Genomic DNA, 18753 nt, shown 5'->3' with positions numbered 1-18753 from the left:
GTATATTCAACCTATGACAACAGTTTCAAAACAGTTATTAGTAGAGCAATGGCAAACTTTGCATAACAATCATGAGAATTATGAAAGTTATGCCTTAATAATCAAACTTGTGGCGGTCGCTATCACTTTGTTTGCCTTAGCATTTTCAGTCACGAGTATTGTTACACTATTATTAGCAACGCTCTGGTTACAAGAAGGTATTTGGAAAACCTATCAGCAGAGAACAGTAAATGCGATAATAGAGATAGAGGGTAAATTAGACCTTAATGAAGCAGAGCAAACAGACGAGTCAATGAAACCCTACTTAGTCTATAAGCAATTTCAAACAAACCGTCCCGCTGTAAAGGCGCTTATTGCAGAATATATTAGTAATTCGTTAAAGCCAACGGTGGTATACCCGTATGTGCCTTTGATGTTTTTGGTCTTTATTTTTTAGAGCCATGCACTTAGTAGCAAGTACTTAATACCAGATAGTCAAAATAATTTTAGTTTAGATGTTGAGATAAAAAAATGAATAGAAAAAAGAAGATGAACGATATTTTGAAAAAGAAAGTTAAAAAAGCTAACTTAAAGCTACAAACGAGTAACAAACCTAAATATGTATCTAAAGCAGAAAGAGCAAAAATTGCTGAAGAAGCAGAGAATACGCAAGAGCAAGAGTAACTCTTAAGTTACATGTCATAGTTGCAGGTATATGTTACCGATAAATTAATAAAAAAGGGCACTCAATGAGTGCCCTTTTTCTGTTCTATAAGCTAGTAAAACTTATGTTACGTCTGATTCACCTTTAATCTTTTCTCGCATACGCTGGATTAAGAGGTAGAAGTAAGGCACAAGCAAAGTACCAAACAGTGTTGCTGCAATCATACCTGCTAGCACCGTGATGCCAAGAGAAACACGACTTCCCGCACCTGCTCCAGTTGCAAAAACAAGCGGTAACACACCTAATATAAACGAAAATGCTGTCATCAATACCGCACGAAATCGCATTTTAGCGGCATTCAGTGCTGCATCCATTATCGTTTCTCCTGCAGCCCTTTGCTCCATTGCAAATTCAACAATCAAAATGGCAGTTTTAGTGGAGAGACCAATTAGTAGCACTAAGCCCACTTGCGCATAAATATTATTAGCCATACCAACGGTGTACAGCGCTAACATCGCGCCAAACAAGGCTAAAGGTACCGCCGCAATGACCGAAAATGGAATAGTCCAACTTTCATACTGTGCAACAAGAAACAAATATACGAAAAGAATTGCTAAGCCAAACAAAATCGGTGCTAAGTTACCCGCTTCTAATTCTTGTTTAGACTGTCCTGACCACTCATAAATATACCCTTGAGGTAATGTACTTGCTAACTCTTCCATTACAGCAATAGATTCTCCTGAAGAATACCCAGGAGAAGCATTACCTGTAATGCTAGCACTACGGTATAAATTAAAGTGACTTATCGTCGTTGGTCCAAGAATTGGCTTAAGCGTTGCCAATGTAGTTAATGGCACCATCTCATCATCTTTATTTCGAACGAAATAGTAACGAAGATCTGTTGGGTCCTTTCTATATTTGCTTTCTGCCTGAATCGTCACACGGTAAGTACGACCAAATTGACTGAAATCATTAATATATAGAGAGCCTAACTGTGCTTGTAAAGTAGAGAAGATATCCGACAAAGCGACACCTTGTGCTTTAGCCTTATTACGATCTACCTCTAAAAAGTACTGCGGTACATTCGCTCGATAAGTACTAAATACACGTGATAATTCAGGTCGCTGATTAGCTTCATAAATAAGGCCGTTCATAACCTGTGCTAACTCAGCTGGGTCGCGTCCTTCACTATCTTGTAATTTAAAATCGAAACCTGAGCTATTGCCTAAACCAGGGATAGGAGGCGGATTAAATACCATTATTTGTGCATCTGGCATCGTCCATAACTGACCCATTAAACGAGGAATCACTTGTTTTAAACCCAGCTCTGGTGAAGTACGTTCTTCCCAATCCTTAAGAAGAATAATAGCAAGACCATTATTTGAGCCCGCACCACCAAGCAATGAAAAGCCTGATACAGTGATAATGTCATCAACAGCCGCATCATTTAAAATGATAGGAGTGATCTTATCCAAAACAGCTTGCGCACGGTTACTTGAAGCGGCATCAGGTAACTGAACATCAACAAATAGGTAACCTTGATCTTCCGCAGGTAAAAATGCCGTTGGAACAGCCGTTGTTAACCAACCTGCAGCAATAAAAATCAAACCAACGAAAAGTCCGACTCGGGTAAGTCGCTTAAGCATAAAGCCAACAGTACTAGTATAGCCGCCGGTAACCTTAATAATAAGACGTTCAAATGGCAACAACCACTTAATTGGTTTCATTTTCTCTGCACTTAACAATACAGTACATAACGCAGGACTTAATGTTAACGCATTTAATGAAGAAATTAGTACCGCAAAAGAAATAGTAACAGAGAATTGTTTGTACAATTCACCGGTAATACCAGGCATAAAAGCAACAGGAACAAATACGGCAAGTAGTACCAAAGTAGTCGCAATAATAGGGCCTGAAACTTGCTCCATTGCTTTAGTTACCGCTTCTTTAATCGGTAGTTGTTCTTCTTTTAATATACGTTCAACATTTTCAATAACGATAATTGCATCATCAACAACAATACCAATGGCGAGAACCAAACCAAATAAGGTAACTGTGTTAATTGAATATCCCATCAAGACCATAAAAGCAAAAGTTCCCACAAGTGATACGGGAATAGCTAGGGTTGGAATAATAGTCGCGCGCCAATTTTGCAGGAATAGAAAGACAACTAAGATTACTAAGACAATGGCTTGAAATAAAGTAATCATTACTTCTTCAATTGAGCGATCAATAAATTCAGTAGTATCGTAAGGAATTACGTACTCTAAACCATCAGGAAAACGCTGAGAAAGTTTTTCCATTTCAGCTTTGACCAAAGAAGCAACTTCTGTAGCGTTAGCGTCAGGTAATTGATAAATAACCAGGAAGGCCGTTTCTTTACCATTCAACCTTGCTTGTGTTGAATAATCTTCAGCACCAAGTTCTAAACGAGCAATATCATTTAAACGAATAAAGTTACCATTACGTTGAGATCTAATGATAGTTTGACCGAATTCTTCCGGGGTTTGTAACCGACCTTTTGCTTGAATAGAGTACTCAAATTGCTGGTTAGGTAACGTTGGGCTTGCACCTAATTTACCCGCAGCAACAATCATATTTTGCTCTTGTAATGCCTGCTGCACTTCAGTAACAGTAATACTAAGTGATGCCATACGTTCAGGGTTTAGCCATGCGCGCATGCTATAGGTCATTTCACCCATAACTTCTGCTGAAGCGACACCTTTGATACGCCCTAAAGGTTCAGTTAAATAGTTAGTAGCATAGTTACTTAAAAACAGCTGATTGATACTTTCCTGTTCAGAGAATAAGTTAATACCTAATAACATAGAGCTTGATTTTTTCTTAACCGAAACACCTTGGCGAGTTACTTCTGAGGGTAATGAACTCGTTGCTAGTGCTACCCTATTTTGCACATTAACTTGTGCAATATCGCCATCGGTACCAACTTTGAAAAATACAGTTATAACAGCACTACCATTGTTGGAAGCAGAAGATTCAATATACATCATATCTTCTACACCATTGATTTGTTCTTCAATGGGTCTGATAACCGACTCTTCTACAACTTGAGCACTCGCTCCTGGGTAGACAGCTGAAATTTGAACCTGAGGAGGCGTGATTTCAGGATACATGTTTACAGGTAATACGCTCATGGCAATTAAGCCAGCCAGTGTAATAACAATAGATATTACAAACGCAAATTTAGGCCGATTGATAAAAGTTTTACTGATCATAAAATCGTCCTTGTTTAGTTATCAGTGGTAGCACTAGGGCTAATATTTGGTTCATTTACTTTTGAAGAGTCAACGGATTTATTATCAAGATCAGATATTGTTCCAATAATAGGGTCAACATGTTTATCAACACCTCTAACTTCAACACCAGAACGGACTTTTTGTAAGCCTTCAACAATAACCTTCTCACCAATAGCAACGCCTTTTTCAGCAACCCACATTGCATTTATTCTTCGGCCAAGTACAACGTGGCGTTGTTTCACCTTGTTATTTTCATCAACAATCAACACAAATTTTCCTTGCTGACTTTCTTGAACAGCGGCTTGAGGAATCAAAGCCATTTCTTCTTTATTTTGGCTTTCTACAATTAAGGTGACAAAAAGACCAGGTAAAATAATATGATTAGGATTAGGGAAGACAGTTCTTAACTCTACAGTACCCATACCTTCTGCAATTTTGGTATCAGCAAAGTCTAACTTTCCTTTTTCAGGGTATTCAGAATTATTTGGTAGGCGTAATGAAAGATCAACCTCTGCATCATTAGCTGTTCTTGCACCTTGATGACTTTGTAAATAGGAAATATAAAAACTTTCTTCTACTTGGAAACTAACAAAAATAGGATTACTTATAATAAGCGTAGCTAAAGAGTTACTTGTTGGACCAACAAGATTGCCAACATTGTAATTCACTTTACCAATACGCCCCGTAAACGGTGCCGTAATAGTGGTATAACTTAAGTCGAGTTCAGCTTTTTCAAGAGCAGCTTCTGCAGACTTCACTGCTGATTTAGCTTGTGACTCTTCCGTAGTTAACCGATCAAAGTCAGATTGAGAAATATATCCATCATCAATCAGATCATTAGCTCGCTTTAAATTACGCTTCGCATTTTCTTCCCCTGATACTCGAGAGCTTAAGTCAGCTTTTGCAGCTGATAAAGCAGCCTCGTATGCAGCAGGCTCGATTCTCAATAATACTTGGCCCTTTTCGACATTACTGCCTTCTTTAAAGTGACGTTCAATTAACTCACCTTCGACACGAGCTCGTAAATCAGCCTCTTTATAGGCTTCGGTACGCGCGACAAACTCACGATAACCGCCGATAGGCTGTGAAGTTATTGAGTACACAGAAACAGCTGGTGCAGGCGCTTTAACTTTAACCTCTTCCTTACTACAAGCTGAAAGTGTGAGAGATAAAAGGCCAAATAATACAAGTTTATTGGTTGTTAAGTTAGATCTACTCGATTGTCTTAAAAAGTGCTTGAGCATCAAATTATTCCTTGTGAGGTTAATGCTTTTATTATTAATTACAGCGATTATTACACACAGAGTTTTCAATGCAGTAATTATTTGTACTAAATAGATAAAAGGACAAATTTTGCAAAAAAAAAAGCTGTGAACAAAGTTCAACAGCTTTTTTATATTTACACCTTTTAAATTTAAGCTAAGTTCATCTCTTGAACTTTCTCATGGGCTATTTCAGGTGTAGTAGCATCTGGTTTTTCATGCAAGTTGGCTTTTAATTGGCCCTTTCTATGTTTCAATGCAGCATCTAACTTTTTAGCTGCACTAGCAATGGCGGGATACATAACTTCATTAGTACCTGTGGCAGAAATACGGCCACCTTCATAATTTGTAGTTAATTCAACTTGATGCTTATGGTGTTCTTTAGAAATAATTACATCTAAGGCGATCAGTGTTGGAAAATGGCTAGCTATTTTAGAGAATTTTTCTTCGATATGCTCTTTGATTGAATCATTTACTTCTACGTGATGACCAGAAAGATTTATTTTCATAGGTATTCCTTTTTTACTATTACTTGAAGACTAATTTACCTAAGTGACATTTTATCTAAATAACAATGTGTCACTTAATAATAGACCTGAGGGCAAGTTTTGCTAAAACAAGTCGGCGTGAAAAATATTTATAAAATACTCGCAACGACCTATTAAGAAGCGTCACCTATCACCTAGCATTAAAAATAGCGCAAAACTTGAGAAATTACTATTGATCTAAAGTAAGAAAATGAAGAAAAAGGTAATTAATAACTAATTACAAATATTCTTTTTATGAAAGAAGCGAAACGGCACTAATCAGGAAGTAAACAGAAGCTAATACTAAAAAATTAGGTGCATTATAATAAGGGCAAATAAACCGGCTAATACATCATCAAACATGATACCAAAGCCACCTGTTAATTTTTTATCTGCTATTGATATTGGCCAAGGTTTGGCTATATCAAAAATACGAAAGAGAATAAAGCCTACTAATACACTCTGCCAAGTCACGGGGACCATGAACATAGTTATAAAAAACCCAGCAAACTCATCCCAAACAATGGCACCGTGATCATGTACACCCACATCACTAGCCGCTTTGCCACAAATATAAATACCAGAAATACAAACAAGTAAAACGAGTAATGCATAAACTAACGGTGTCAGGCCACTCATCAATAAGAATAAAGGTACTGCAGCAAGTGTACCAAAGGTACCTGGAGCTTTAGGCGCTAAACCGCTACCAAAACCTACCGCTAAAAATTGAATCGGATTAGCAAGGTTAAAGTTAACTTGTGTATTTTTTTCCGACATATAAATCAATGCTTAATGGTGAGTGATAATAAAGGGTAAAGTAGCTACTCGGTAAAGTGCTCAAAACCTGCAGTGTTTATTGGAATAGGCTTATTGTTTAATGTTGTTGATATAGTCTGAGACGCATTTAATTGCCCTATACACGTTACCGGTGTACCAGCATGAGACATAGCAGTTTCCATACCTACTTTGTTATCTTCGGACACCGTAAATAATAATTCATAGTCATCACCACCCGATAATGCCAAGGTAATAGCATCGTCTGCAAGTAAACTATCACGCATTATTGTCGAGAGTGGTAAAGCATCAAGCACTACATTAGCACCAACATTCGAGGCTTGACATATATGCCCCAAATCAGAAATTAAACCATCAGAGAGATCAATTGCAGCAGAAGCATACTCACGGAGTGTTTGTCCCGCTAATACTCTTGGCTTTGGATAATCAAGCTTATTTCTAATAGTTTCAATGAACTGAGGTTCAAGATCAACTCTACCAGTGATTTGCTGCAAAGCTAAAGCGGCATCACCAAGTTCACCTGTGACATAAAGCCAATCACCCGACTTAGCTCCTGAACGAGATAAATAACTGCCTTCAGGTGTCAATCCTTGAGCAGTAATAGTTATGCTCAATGGGCCTTGCGTGGTATCTCCGCCAATAAGTTCTACATTATAAAACTCACATAATTCAAAGACACCTTCACAAAATTCGATTAACCAAGGTTCATCTATATCTGGTAACGTTAATGCTAAAGACATCCAACTTGGCTTAGCACCCATTGCTGCAATATCAGATAAATTAACTGCAACAGCCTTATGGCCTATGGCTCTGGGGCTAGTATCAAATGGAAAGTGTACTCCAGCAACTAATGTATCTGTTGTTACCACTATATTTTGATTCACAATCGGTGCTAAAACAGCACAGTCATCCCCAATACCAAGCACAACGTCTTTGCGTTTGACTTTCTGCTTAGTAAAGAAATGCTTAATTAACTCGAATTCTTTCATGCTAATCCTTTAGTAACTAATATAGAAATATTAGTTGGTTACTCTTCAGGGCGAATTAACTTGACAGTTTTGTCTAAAACACCGTTAACAAATTTATGGCTATCATCTGCTGCAAATAATTTAGCTAACTCGATAGCCTCATTAATCACTACACGATAAGGCACATCTGCACAGTCTTTTAATTCAAATACTGCGACACGTAAAATTGCCTTTTCTACTTGATCAATATCATCAAGTGGACGATCTACATAAGGAGAGATTACTGCATCTATTTCACTAACATTGGCAGTTACACCACGTAATAATAATTGAAAGTATTCAATATCAAAGCGACGTTTGCTGTTCTCTGCAATAAAATTTACTTCTATCTCTTTTACTGGGTTTTGACTTACTTGCCATGAATAAGTAGCTTGTACAGCTAGTTCACGGGCTTTTCTTCTAGGTGAAGGTTTCACAATATACTTCCATTTTTCTTAAGTTTAGGAATAAAGTTCAGAAAATTAAATTTTAGCTAGAACATTAACCATTTCTAATGCGCCAAGAGCTGCTTCAGCGCCCTTGTTACCGGCTTTAGTACCAGCACGCTCAATTGCTTGTTCGATTGAGTCAGTAGTAATAACACCAAATGAAACAGGAATTTCAGCGTCTAAACATACTTGTGCTAGACCTTTATTACATTCACCTGCAACAAAATCAAAGTGCGGAGTGCCACCACGTATGACAGCGCCGATAGCGATAATGGCATCGGACTCGCCTTTTGCTGCAATTTTTTTAGCAGCTAAAGGTAGTTCATATGCACCTGGTACTCGAACGATAGTAATATCTTCGTCATTAACATTACCATGACGTTTAAGAGCATCAACTGCACCCTCTAGTAAACTTTCAACGATAAAGTGATTAAATCGTGACACAACAATGGCAAATTTCTTACCTTTTGCTTCAAACGAACCTTCAATAATATTCATTTAATTATTCCAATATGGTGTATATACAAAATTGCCGCAATTCTAACAAATAGTTATCGGCATAGGTACTCGTTTATTCTAAAATCAGTCTATATCTTCAAATTCGTCGAGAAATGCATCTATTTCCGCTTCTTCCGCTTCGTTGATAACGATTGGAGGATTGCCATCATATAGTTTATATTTCATATTTTGAAAGTATGCATTTTTGATGAATTCATAGGCATCCTCAGATTCAAAAACTAACTGCTCCTGATCTCGAACGGCTGCCCTTCCCTCTAGGGCTAATATACTTAACCGTGCGATGTTAGGCCAAAAATCAATGACAACCATAGGCCAATAGAGTCCATCAACGTAATCACCGACTTCTTCTCGGACCGAACTTGGTCCCAAACCAGGAATGACAATATAGGGTCCATCGCCAATACCGTAGGAACCTAATACTTCACCAAACTCTTCTTGTTCACCTGACCAATCAAAATCACTGGCAGGATCATAAAAGCCAAATAAGCCAATAGTCGAGTTTAGGACGAATCGGCCAGTACTTTTTGCCGCATCAGTAAACTTTAGCTGCAGCACATTATTAATAATACTCGCAGGCTCATTTAAGTTTAAAGCCATATTATATAGCCCTGTACGCAAAAATGGTGGAGTATAAGTTGTGTAAACCTCGGATGTGGGCTTAGCAATATATTTGTCTACATAATCCCAAGTAAAAGTCCAAAATGGCCTATTGATAACCTCAAAGGGATCTCTTGGGTCTCCCACATTGTGTGATTCAGCTGTTTCTGCTTGAGTTACTTCTTCCGGAGTTGTTGAACATCCAGAAAGAGTAAGAATTAAAATAACTAGTAGAATTCGAAAGTATAGTGTTATGGCTGAGCTCACAGGGCCTAATTCCTTGCCGTTACATAAAGATGTATTAAAAAACGACGGCAGTTTAACATAAAATGAATAGTTGCGTGAATAACGTTTTAACGCAGTTTCAAATATTCATACGATACTTGATAAGGGAGTAGCCATTATCTGCGTAACGGGCTTTGACCTGATTTTCTAGCTTTGTAAAGAAACAGCATCTTCAGGTGTCATGGGGATATTTTCATTGAGTAAAAACTGGTGATAATTCTTTACTGGGCACGCACGCGTTGTTGATAGACCGACAATAACATTTCAACTTCTGCTCGAGGTAATTCACATTCATCCATAATCTCTTCAATATCAGCACCTTTTTCCGCTAACTTAAAAGCTCGATTATAAAATTTATCTTGTCCTTGGCTTTCTTGCCATTGTGTAAATACTTTCTGTTGTTCGATAGCTTGTTGCTGTAAATTTTTAATGCGGTGTTCTAATTGCTGTGATATCTGAGTATTTTCAGCGGTTTGTTTGTCTCGACTTTCCGCTAAAACATCAAACTCTTGCTGCAATTTATTATTTAAAGCTTGTAACTCATTAACTAATAAAGATTGGCCTTGGACTTCCATATTCAGAATTATCATTTTATTTTTAAGCTTATTAAGATAAACAAATAAAACGGTACTTGTGAATAAGACAAGAAATAGCGCTAGCACTGCAATAATAGGGACGGCTAATAATGACATTATAAGTTTTGCCTTCAAGAAAAACTAAACGGACAATTGCATTGCGCTATAATTATAAATAAAAAAGTCTGTAAAAACAGACTTTATTCTGGCAATTAATTGCAGAGCGACGTAATGATAAATTTAGAACTGTTTAAGTTCGTCCCACTCATCATCAGACAGTAACTTATCTAAGTCGACTAAAATAAGTAATTCGCCATCGCGATTAGATACACCTTGGATAAACTGAGCACTCTCTTCATTGCCAACGTTTGGCGCTACATCGATTTCTGAAGACTTTAAATAGACAACCTCAGCAACACTATCAACAAGAATACCAATAACTTGCTTTTCTGACTCTATAACGACCACACGGGTATTATCAGTAATGTCGCACGGATCTAAACCAAATCGAGAGCGAGTATCTATAACAGTTACTACATTGCCACGTAAATTAAGAATACCAAGTACATAAAGCGGTGCACCAGGAACTGGAGCTATTTCACTGTAGCGTAAAACCTCTTGCACCTGCATAACATTAATACCATAAGTTTCATTTTCTAGTTTAAAGGTTACCCACTGCAGTACCTCATCATTAGCTTCAACTTTATCACTTGCACTTCGTCTTATATTAGACATATTATTCGCCTCTCAAATTACTGACTTTTATACTGCCTATATCTAGACAGGGATAATTTACTGTTCTTGATAGATATTGCTACCTTTATCAAGCAATTGAATTAAAGCATTTACATCAAGTAAAGCACACATTTTATCTTTGACTAATCCGGCTAACCACGGGCGTTTATTAGTTGAGTCTAGCCATTTCACTTCATCTTGAGACAATACTACAGTATCTACAAGATGTTCAGCCATCAATCCCCAAGGACTATCATTTAACATGATAATATATTGATAGTTTAGCGAATTTTTTAAAGTTTCGTCACATTTTTCTGGCATAACCCATAATGCCGTATCTACAGCATTAATTTTTTCATCACGATAAAGCATAACGCCTTTAAACCAATCGGGTTTTCCCACTAAGCTTGTCATTTTATCTACTTTATGAATTCCGCCTAGTTCTATTAAAGGTACTGCTATTGTTAAACCTGCAACTTCAAAAAACATGGCTTGGAAGTCACCTTGGCGATAACTTTTGTCTTTTGCATCAGAAAGTTGAGAACGACTTTTTTCAGTTGAAATAGGCAGTAAATCAATATCGGCTACATTCGCTTTAATGGTTTTTTTACTGACAAGTTCTTCTTTAGGCTCACTAACTGTTTTTAATAGTTTTTCTAAAGACTTATTGTCTTTATGCGCTATTGGTTTACTAAACGTTTGTTTCTCAATACGCTGTTGTGGTAACTCTTCCACAACGTCTGGATCGGTTAATAGCTCTGATAAATAGGTTTTCATCACCTTTTTACTAGCGGTTAACGATTTACTCATTTAGCGTTCAACCTCATTATTCTTCATGCTCTGTTTGATTAAAAAACTCAAAAGACTTTTATAAGCTAATGTACCTCGAGAATTAGCGGCATAATCTGAAGGCACTTTTTGAGCAGAACTAGCATTTCTCAAATTGGTATCAACGGGGATTACTCCCGGCCATATCTTATTAGTATAGACTTCTTGCAGCTTTTTAAAGGCCAAAATAGAGGCTTTAGTTCTTTTATCAAACATAGTTGGCACTATAGTGTATTTAAAGGGAGTATCTTGCTCTCCTTGCATTATCTCCATTGTTTTAATCATACGGTCTAGTCCCTTAAGCGCAAGGAACTCTGTTTGAACTGGGATAACTATACTATCTGCTGCTGCTAACGCATTTACCATTAATACGCCTAGTACCGGTGGACAATCGATCAAAATATAATCGTAGCTATCTGCTACTTTTTGTACTGCTTTCTTCAGCACCAAGCCCATACCACCTTTAGTCCCCAAAGATCGGTCTAGTGTTGCCAGCCCCATCGTTGCGGGTAATATATCAATATTTGGGTACTGAGTTGGACATAAGGTTTGTAAAATTTGCTCTCTTGATGATACTTGGGTAAATAATTCATAAACACTAAGGTCTAAATCTTCTGACTCAATGCCAAAATAATAACTAAGTGATGCATGAGGGTCTGTATCAACGAGTAAGACTCTATAGCCCTGCTCCGCAAGTATACCTGCAAGCGCAATAGTTGTTGTGGTTTTACCAACACCACCTTTTTGGTTTGCTACGGTCCACACTATCAAGGTTACTACTCACTTACTTTTATTGAATTTATCAGTCACCTGATTGGTTGTTTTATTCTATACCATCACTTTTGTTTTTATCTTTGGTGATACTGGTATCAGATGGGGATACATTCTCATCTCGAGTTGTAATACGAATACCACCATTGTCTAATCGAATTACCTTGATATTACTTGACTCATTAATACTTTTTTCATTGGCTGAGGCAGGCTGAGTAATCGATTCTACATTTTTCAAGTCTATCGTTGGTGTTATAAGTAAATTAGTCTTTTCTAATCCATATTTAGAAATAGCGACGACAACTTTTCTATTTTTTGCTCGACCCTGCTTTGTTAAATTATTTGCGCTTGGATAATATTGACCATAACCTTCAATAGCCATTCGCGCGGGATTTAAACCTAACGTCTCCAATACTCTCAATATAGCAGTAGCTCTAAAAACAGAGAGTTCCCAATTAGAGGAATAAATTTCATTATTTATGGCTTGGTTATCGGTATAACCTCGTACGCGAATAAAGTTACTAGCCTTGCCAATAACATCATAAATGGCTGATAAAATGGCCTCTGCTGATAATGTTGCTGAAGATGAACCACTGGGAAACAACAAACCACTATTTAATTCTATTTCTAACCAATCACCATCTATTTGTAATTGCGCAAAACCAGATTCTACCAAATCATGTAAAGCTGTATGTAACTCTTCTTCTAATGAACTTAAGTTGTTACCTACTTGCTCATCAGAAATATTAGACAGATTTTTTTCATTATCAACAAGTTCCGGTCCGGCAACGTCTAAAATACCATTGCCATATAATTTTTTATTCGTTTTACTGGTATTAACCATTAAAACACTATCGCCATGGCCTCGATTTTTAGTTTCATCATCATCGCCTTGAAATACACGACCAAAAGATTCTGTAATACTTTCGAAAGGCTTTTCGTTCACCATTGCCATTGCATATAACACAACAAATAAGGCAAACATCAACGTCATATAATCAGCATAAGAGACTAACCAACGATGAACATTATCCTGTTCTATCGTGTGCCTTCTCGTACGCTGACGATTCATTGTTCTAACCTAAATGCAGATAATTTATTTTCAATGGCATGAGGATTTTCACCGTGGGCAATTGACACTAACCCTTCACAAACCATTTCACGATACATTGTTTGCTGATGAATAATAGCGCGTATTTTATTTGCTACGGGTAAATAAAGTAAGTTAGCAAAACCTACACCATAAATGGTGGCAATAAAGGCAGTTGCAATACCTTGCCCTAATAAAGCGGGCTCTGTTAAATTGCTCATAGCATGAATCAGACCAAGCACGGCCCCTAGTATACCAACCGTTGGGCTATAACCGCCCATTGCTTCATAAACATTCGCAGATCGTAAGTTATGCTCACGATAGATATCTAAATCTAACTCTAATGCAACCCGAAAATTATCAAGTTCAATACCATCTACCAATAAATTAAGACCTTTTTGAGTATAACTATCTTCAATTTCTAACGCTGTATCCTCTAATGCGAGATAGCCTGATTCTCTCGCCTTCGTAGCCCATGTGACGATTTCATTAATTCCCCGATCCATATCATATTTGGGTGGAAAGAAAACCCATTTAAGTAATGATAGTGCATGAGTAAATTGCATCATTGACGATTGCAGCATAACGGCGCCTAAAGTACCGCCAAAGACAATAATAAAAGCAGGCAATTCGAATAAGGCAGATAAGTGGCCGCCATCAAGCGTAAACCCGATATAAATGGCAAGAATGGCAACAAATAGTCCCGCAAGACTCAACTTATCCACAACCAACTTCCTTAATCATAGAAGCAGCTATCGCGTCCAATGGAAGTGATAAATCAGATAGTCCAGCCTTATCTATTGCTTGAGGCATACCATAAACAACGCATGATTCTTCATCCTGCGACCAAATTGTTGCACCATTAGCTTTTAACATTCTAGAGCCTTCCTTTCCATCAGAGCCCATGCCTGTCAATATCACGCCAAGGACTTTACCTGCAAATGTTTTTGCAGCTGAGCCGAAGCTAATATCAACACTAGGTTTGAAGGTGATTTTAGGAGAATCATCATCTAAAATTTTAATTTTTGCTGATTGTGCACTGCCCGAAATAATCATTTGACGTCCACCAGGTGCTAGATACGCATGTCCAGGTTTCAGCACATCACCATTTCCTGCTTCTTTCACTGTTATTTTACACAAGGTATTTAGTCTACTAGCAAAGGCAGCAGTAAAGGCTGCAGGCATATGCTGAACAATTATAATTGGTAAAGGAAAGTTATGGTCAAGTTGAACCAGTATTTTTTGTAATGCTACCGGACCACCAGTTGAAGTACCAATAGCCATAAGTTTATATTCTTTACCTGAACTGCGGGTAAGCGATTTTTTTTCTTTAGCTATATGATTAGCCGGTCTAATATAACTACTAGTCAGCCTTTCCTTAGGTATTAGTGGACTAGGTGTTCTAGACCGAGCAATAGGTTTTGCTTTTAGGCTGCCCGGTTTCCGAGCTATTTCAACCACTCGTTGGCGCAGTAGACTACCAGCCTCATCACTACTCTTTGCAATTTCACTAAATTTTTTAGGTAAAAAATCTATTGCTCCAGCTTCAAGTGCTTCCAAGGTTGCTTTAGCACCTTGATGCGTTAATGATGAAAACATCAATATTGCCGTAGGAGATTTCGCCATAATCTGTTTTACAGCGTCAATACCATTTAGCACTGGCATTTCAATATCCATAGTGATTACATCAGGTTTAAGTAATATTGCCTTCTCAACCGCTTCCTGACCATTCACTGCTACGTCAATTACGTTTAATTTAGCATCTTTATTAAGGATGTCAGTGACTCGGCGTCTAAAAAAGCTCGAATCATCAACAACAAGTACCTTGTAGGCCATTTAACTTCTCTGATAACGTTTTAAATTAGCGCTGTATAAGTACACTCAGGTATACACAAAAGTGTACTACTTTTGTATATATCTAACTGCGTAATTTTTTATTGACGGGTGATTTCTTAGCGTAAAATTTCAACAAATTCGCTATATCTAAAATTAGCGCAATACCACCATCACTGGTAATCGTAGCACCTGCCATGCCAGGTGTTCCATGAAGTAATCTATCCAGTGGCTTTATCACAACTTCTTCTTGACCTATTAAGCTATCAACAACAAATCCAACTTGTTGATTACCGAGCTGCACAATGACTACATGACCTTTATCACGAGACTTTTTAACAAAATCGCGTATTAACCACTGATCTAAATAAAACAACGGTATAGCTTTTTCACGTACGATAATGGTCAACTGTCCATCGACACTGTTTGTGTTCGATAAATCCAGATGAAATATTTCATTAACCGATGCTAATGGTAAAGCAAATGTTTGCTTGCCAACAACAACCATTAATGTTGGAAGTATTGCTAAGGTTAATGGAACTTTAATTTCAAGTATGGTACCGACACCTAACTCAGAATCAATATTTACCGTACCATTAAGCTGAGTGATTTTGGTTTTAACAACATCCATACCAACGCCACGGCCTGAAACTTCTGAAATTTCAGTTTTTGTTGAAAAACCTGGAGCAAAAATAAGACTAAATGCTTCTTTATCTGGCATACGTGCTGCCGCTTCGGCATCAAGTACCCCACGTTCTATGGCAATATTCTTTAATTTTTCAGCATCCATACCTGCGCCATCATCTTTAATGGTCAATAGTATATGGTCGCCTTCTTGGGAGGCTGAAAGAAGTACAGTACCTTCTCTTGGTTTACCCAGAGCTTCTCGAACATCAGGGGCTTCTACACCATGATCGACAGAATTTCTAACTAAATGCACAAGAGGGTCAGCAAGTGCCTCTACCAAGTTTTTATCTAAATCAGTCTCTTCGCCTTCTAAAATCAATGCAATTTCTTTATTCAAGCTACGCGCCAAATCGCGAACAACTCGAGGAAAACGACCAAAAACTTTTTTAATTGGCTGCATTCGCGTTTGCATTACAGCGCCTTGCAGATCGGTAGTTACTGCATCTAAATTAGTAACAGCCTTATTCAGGTCTTCATCATCTGAAACTAGGCCTAAACTAGTTAAGCGGTTTCTCACTAGTACTAGCTCACCGACCATATTCATTATTTGATCAAGTCGCTTAGTATCAACACGAACCGTTGTTTCACCTTGAGCTGCCGGTGTAGGGCTAGCTTTCTTAGGAGTAGCTTTCACTGGTGCTTCTTGCTGTTTTTTCTGAACAGGCTTTTGGGGTACTGGTTTTGGTACTGCAGCGCTGGCTTGTACTGGTTTTACAGGAGTGGGTGGTGGAGTAATACTTTCATTAGGCAAAGCGTTTTCTACCGACTTAGGTGCATTACCTTTACCATGAAGTTCATCCAACAGTTTTTCAAATTCAAGGTCATCAATATCGTCGCTCGAACTACTCAGAGCGGCACTTGCTCCTTCTGGGGCGTCAGCTGAAAAAGCTCCTTGTCCGTGCAACTCATCTAATAATGATTCAAATTCATCATCTGAAATCTCATCACTTGAACCATCCATGCTAGGAGCACTAGAAGGCGCGGGTGCAACAGACACAGATTCACTAACACTAGGGGTCGTTGGTACGCTTCCCGAACCATGCAATTCATCTAATAGTCGCTCAAACTCATCTTCACTCATTTCATCACTTGAGCTTGATTCCGCTTTACTTTCAACGGGTTGAGCTATATCTTCAACAACGGCTACAGCTTCCACAGGTTTTACTGAGTCTGGTTTACTAAGGCGCTCAAGTTCTGCGAGTAAATTAGCGTCGGCAGGAACAAGGGGTTCTTTATTTTGTACCAACACAAACATATCATTGACTGTATCTAGTGCTGATAAAATTGTATCCATAAGTTCCGCATTAACGGAGCGCTTTCCTGTACGTAATAAGTCGAATATATTTTCAGCGCCATGGCATACATCGACTAAGTGACCTAGGGCTAAAAAGCCTGCGCCACCTTTCACTGTATGAAAACCACGGAAAATAGAATTTAATAATTCAGCATTATCTACGTCATTTTCGAGCTCGACTAACTCCTCTGAAAGCGACTCTAAGATTTCACCCGCTTCAACTAAAAAGTCCTGTAAAATTTCTTCATCTGCTTCAAAAGACATGCAGTAACTCTCCCATTAAAAACCTAAACTTGATAAAAGATCGTCAACATCATCTTGATCTTCTACTACATCATCTCTGTTTGCTGCATTTACAATTGGCCCTTCAACAAGGTTCTCACCTACTTTAGGACTAGTTTGCTCCTGCGCTCTTTCTGCAGATATACCAAAAGCTGTCAACATATTTATTAAACTGTCTTCAACTTCTCTTACTAAATCAATAACTTTTCGAATGACTTGACCGGTTAAATCCTGAAAATCTTGCGCCATTAAAACATCTGTCATTAATCTATGAATATTATGCGTTTCTTTACCTGTGTTTTTTAATAAGGTATCGATATCAAGGCATAATGATTTAAACTCTGTTAAGTCTAATTCATTATTCATCAACTTAGTCCACGAAGGATTCACGGCAGCCACTTGCCCAGCAATAGTATCAACTACAGGAAAAATTGCCTCAACAGCATCCATGGTTTTATTTGCAGCTTCTTCTGTTCTGGTAATAACATAATTCAATCGCTCTTTAGCATCGGGGATATCTGCCGTTGCTAAATCATTCAACCTAGAATCTAGTTGAAAATTTGTCAATGAGTCATGAAGTTGGCGAGTTAATTTACCAATTTCTGCAAAAAGCTCTGAATTGATTGGATTTTGAATCTCAGCAATAACCGCGTCCGCTGCGGCTTGTTGGCCAGCTTCTAAAAACACAACCAAAGATTTTGCTTGCTCTAATGAGATCTGCCCCGTCATAGCTGTACTCATGCAAAGTCCTTAATAGAATATTTATCAATACCTTAACTTAGCTAACAAGTATTATGTTAGCTAAGGCCTTCACATTAAGCTAAGCGTTCAAAAATCTTATCTAACTTAGTTTTTAATGTTGCGGCTGTAAATGGTTTAACAATATAGCCATTAACACCTGCTTGGGCAGCCATAACGATTTGCTCTTTTTTAGCTTCAGCTGTAATAAGCAAAACAGGAATATGTGATAAACTTGCATCAGCTCGTATTGCTTTGAGTAAATCTATACCTTGCATACCAGGCATGTTCCAATCAGTTACAACAAAATCAAAATCCCCACCTTGAAGCATTGGTAAAGCAGTACTGCCATCATCAGCTTCTGAAATGTTGGTGAAACCTAAATCGCGCAACAAATTTTTCACTATACGTCTCATCGTTGAAAAATCATCAACAACAAGTACTTTCATATTTTTATCCAAGGCACCCTCCGGCGAAACATTCAAAATAAATTAGTTTTTCTTTGTGTTATTTTTTACCTAACATGGTATTTACTTTTTCAAAAATTAACTAACATCAACATATTATCAGTTTAGTCTA

At 37.8% G+C, this 18753-nt stretch carries 20 protein-coding genes; 2 read left to right on the top strand and 18 right to left on the bottom strand.

Features of this window, described 5'->3' with window-relative positions; translation table 11 throughout:
- Window positions 1-13 precede the first annotated feature (13 nt).
- The gene (locus CXF85_RS20720) at window positions 14-436 is read left to right on the top strand and encodes a hypothetical protein (protein ID WP_101230543.1); all 423 of its coding nucleotides are present in this window, start codon (window positions 14-16) and stop codon (window positions 434-436) included.
- Between the two features lie 74 nt (window positions 437-510).
- On the top strand, window positions 511-663 hold the full coding sequence (locus CXF85_RS20715) for a DUF2986 domain-containing protein (RefSeq protein WP_101230542.1): 153 nt from the start codon (window positions 511-513) through the stop codon (window positions 661-663).
- 102 nt (window positions 664-765) lie between these two features.
- On the opposite strand, the gene CXF85_RS20710 is transcribed toward CXF85_RS20715, so the two are convergent.
- The 18 genes from CXF85_RS20710 to cheY all read right to left on the bottom strand — a co-directional run bounded on the left by CXF85_RS20710 (window position 766) and on the right by cheY (window position 18635).
- A complete protein-coding gene (locus CXF85_RS20710; RefSeq protein ID WP_101230541.1) occupies window positions 766-3879 on the bottom strand; it encodes an efflux RND transporter permease subunit in 3114 nt (1037 codons plus the stop codon).
- A 14-nt stretch (window positions 3880-3893) separates the two neighbouring features.
- Window positions 3894-5144 carry an efflux RND transporter periplasmic adaptor subunit gene (locus CXF85_RS20705; protein ID WP_101230540.1) on the bottom strand — a complete coding sequence of 417 codons (1251 nt, stop codon included), beginning with the start codon at window positions 5142-5144 and terminating at the stop codon, window positions 3894-3896.
- A gap of 170 nt (window positions 5145-5314) precedes the next feature.
- Window positions 5315-5671: a ribosome hibernation-promoting factor, HPF/YfiA family gene (gene hpf / locus CXF85_RS20700; RefSeq protein WP_101230539.1), complete on the bottom strand. Its 357-nt coding sequence runs from the start codon at window positions 5669-5671 to the stop codon at window positions 5315-5317.
- 321 nt (window positions 5672-5992) lie between these two features.
- Entirely contained in the window at window positions 5993-6466 is a 474-nt protein-coding gene (locus CXF85_RS20695) for a phosphatidylglycerophosphatase A family protein (RefSeq protein ID WP_101230538.1), read from the bottom strand.
- A gap of 44 nt (window positions 6467-6510) precedes the next feature.
- Window positions 6511-7473 (bottom strand): thiamine-phosphate kinase, encoded by a 963-nt coding sequence (gene thiL / locus CXF85_RS20690; RefSeq protein ID WP_101230537.1) that lies wholly within the window; start codon window positions 7471-7473, stop codon window positions 6511-6513.
- 38 nt (window positions 7474-7511) lie between these two features.
- The gene (gene nusB, locus CXF85_RS20685) at window positions 7512-7928 is read right to left on the bottom strand and encodes a transcription antitermination factor NusB (RefSeq protein ID WP_101230536.1); all 417 of its coding nucleotides are present in this window, start codon (window positions 7926-7928) and stop codon (window positions 7512-7514) included.
- Window positions 7929-7973: 45 nt separating this feature from the next.
- Window positions 7974-8438, bottom strand: coding sequence for a 6,7-dimethyl-8-ribityllumazine synthase (ribH, locus tag CXF85_RS20680; RefSeq protein ID WP_101230535.1), 465 nt, complete (start codon window positions 8436-8438; stop codon window positions 7974-7976).
- 84 nt (window positions 8439-8522) lie between these two features.
- The gene (locus tag CXF85_RS20675) at window positions 8523-9203 is read right to left on the bottom strand and encodes an MlaA family lipoprotein (protein ID WP_232771295.1); all 681 of its coding nucleotides are present in this window, start codon (window positions 9201-9203) and stop codon (window positions 8523-8525) included.
- A gap of 359 nt (window positions 9204-9562) precedes the next feature.
- Window positions 9563-10033 carry a DUF2802 domain-containing protein gene (locus CXF85_RS20670; protein WP_101230533.1) on the bottom strand — a complete coding sequence of 157 codons (471 nt, stop codon included), beginning with the start codon at window positions 10031-10033 and terminating at the stop codon, window positions 9563-9565.
- A 123-nt stretch (window positions 10034-10156) separates the two neighbouring features.
- On the bottom strand, window positions 10157-10651 hold the full coding sequence (locus CXF85_RS20665; protein ID WP_101230532.1) for a chemotaxis protein CheW: 495 nt from the start codon (window positions 10649-10651) through the stop codon (window positions 10157-10159).
- Between the two features lie 57 nt (window positions 10652-10708).
- Window positions 10709-11461 (bottom strand): chemotaxis protein CheW, encoded by a 753-nt coding sequence (locus tag CXF85_RS20660; RefSeq protein ID WP_232771289.1) that lies wholly within the window; start codon window positions 11459-11461, stop codon window positions 10709-10711.
- Window positions 11462-12250 carry a ParA family protein gene (locus tag CXF85_RS20655; protein WP_101230531.1) on the bottom strand — a complete coding sequence of 263 codons (789 nt, stop codon included), beginning with the start codon at window positions 12248-12250 and terminating at the stop codon, window positions 11462-11464.
- Between the two features lie 52 nt (window positions 12251-12302).
- Complete coding sequence (locus CXF85_RS20650) at window positions 12303-13322, bottom strand: flagellar motor protein MotB (RefSeq protein ID WP_101230530.1); 1020 nt, start codon at window positions 13320-13322, stop codon at window positions 12303-12305.
- On the bottom strand, window positions 13319-14065 hold the full coding sequence (locus CXF85_RS20645) for a flagellar motor protein (RefSeq protein WP_101230529.1): 747 nt from the start codon (window positions 14063-14065) through the stop codon (window positions 13319-13321). Before CXF85_RS20645 ends, CXF85_RS20650 begins: the two co-directional genes overlap by 4 nt.
- Window positions 14058-15176: a protein-glutamate methylesterase/protein-glutamine glutaminase gene (locus tag CXF85_RS20640; RefSeq protein WP_101230528.1), complete on the bottom strand. Its 1119-nt coding sequence runs from the start codon at window positions 15174-15176 to the stop codon at window positions 14058-14060. Before CXF85_RS20640 ends, CXF85_RS20645 begins: the two co-directional genes overlap by 8 nt.
- 82 nt (window positions 15177-15258) lie before the next feature.
- The gene (locus tag CXF85_RS20635; protein WP_101230527.1) at window positions 15259-17418 is read right to left on the bottom strand and encodes a chemotaxis protein CheA; all 2160 of its coding nucleotides are present in this window, start codon (window positions 17416-17418) and stop codon (window positions 15259-15261) included.
- A gap of 15 nt (window positions 17419-17433) precedes the next feature.
- On the bottom strand, window positions 17434-18177 hold the full coding sequence (locus CXF85_RS20630) for a protein phosphatase CheZ (RefSeq protein ID WP_101230526.1): 744 nt from the start codon (window positions 18175-18177) through the stop codon (window positions 17434-17436).
- A 74-nt stretch (window positions 18178-18251) separates the two neighbouring features.
- The gene (cheY, locus tag CXF85_RS20625; protein WP_101230615.1) at window positions 18252-18635 is read right to left on the bottom strand and encodes a chemotaxis response regulator CheY; all 384 of its coding nucleotides are present in this window, start codon (window positions 18633-18635) and stop codon (window positions 18252-18254) included.
- Between the last annotated feature and the right edge of the window lie 118 nt (window positions 18636-18753).

The organism is Colwellia sp. 75C3 (genome assembly GCF_002836255.1).
In the GTDB taxonomy this organism is placed as follows: Bacteria; Pseudomonadota; Gammaproteobacteria; order Enterobacterales; family Alteromonadaceae; genus Colwellia.
Note: the sequence above shows the minus strand (reverse complement) of the source record. Positions and strands in the feature narration are given on the sequence as shown.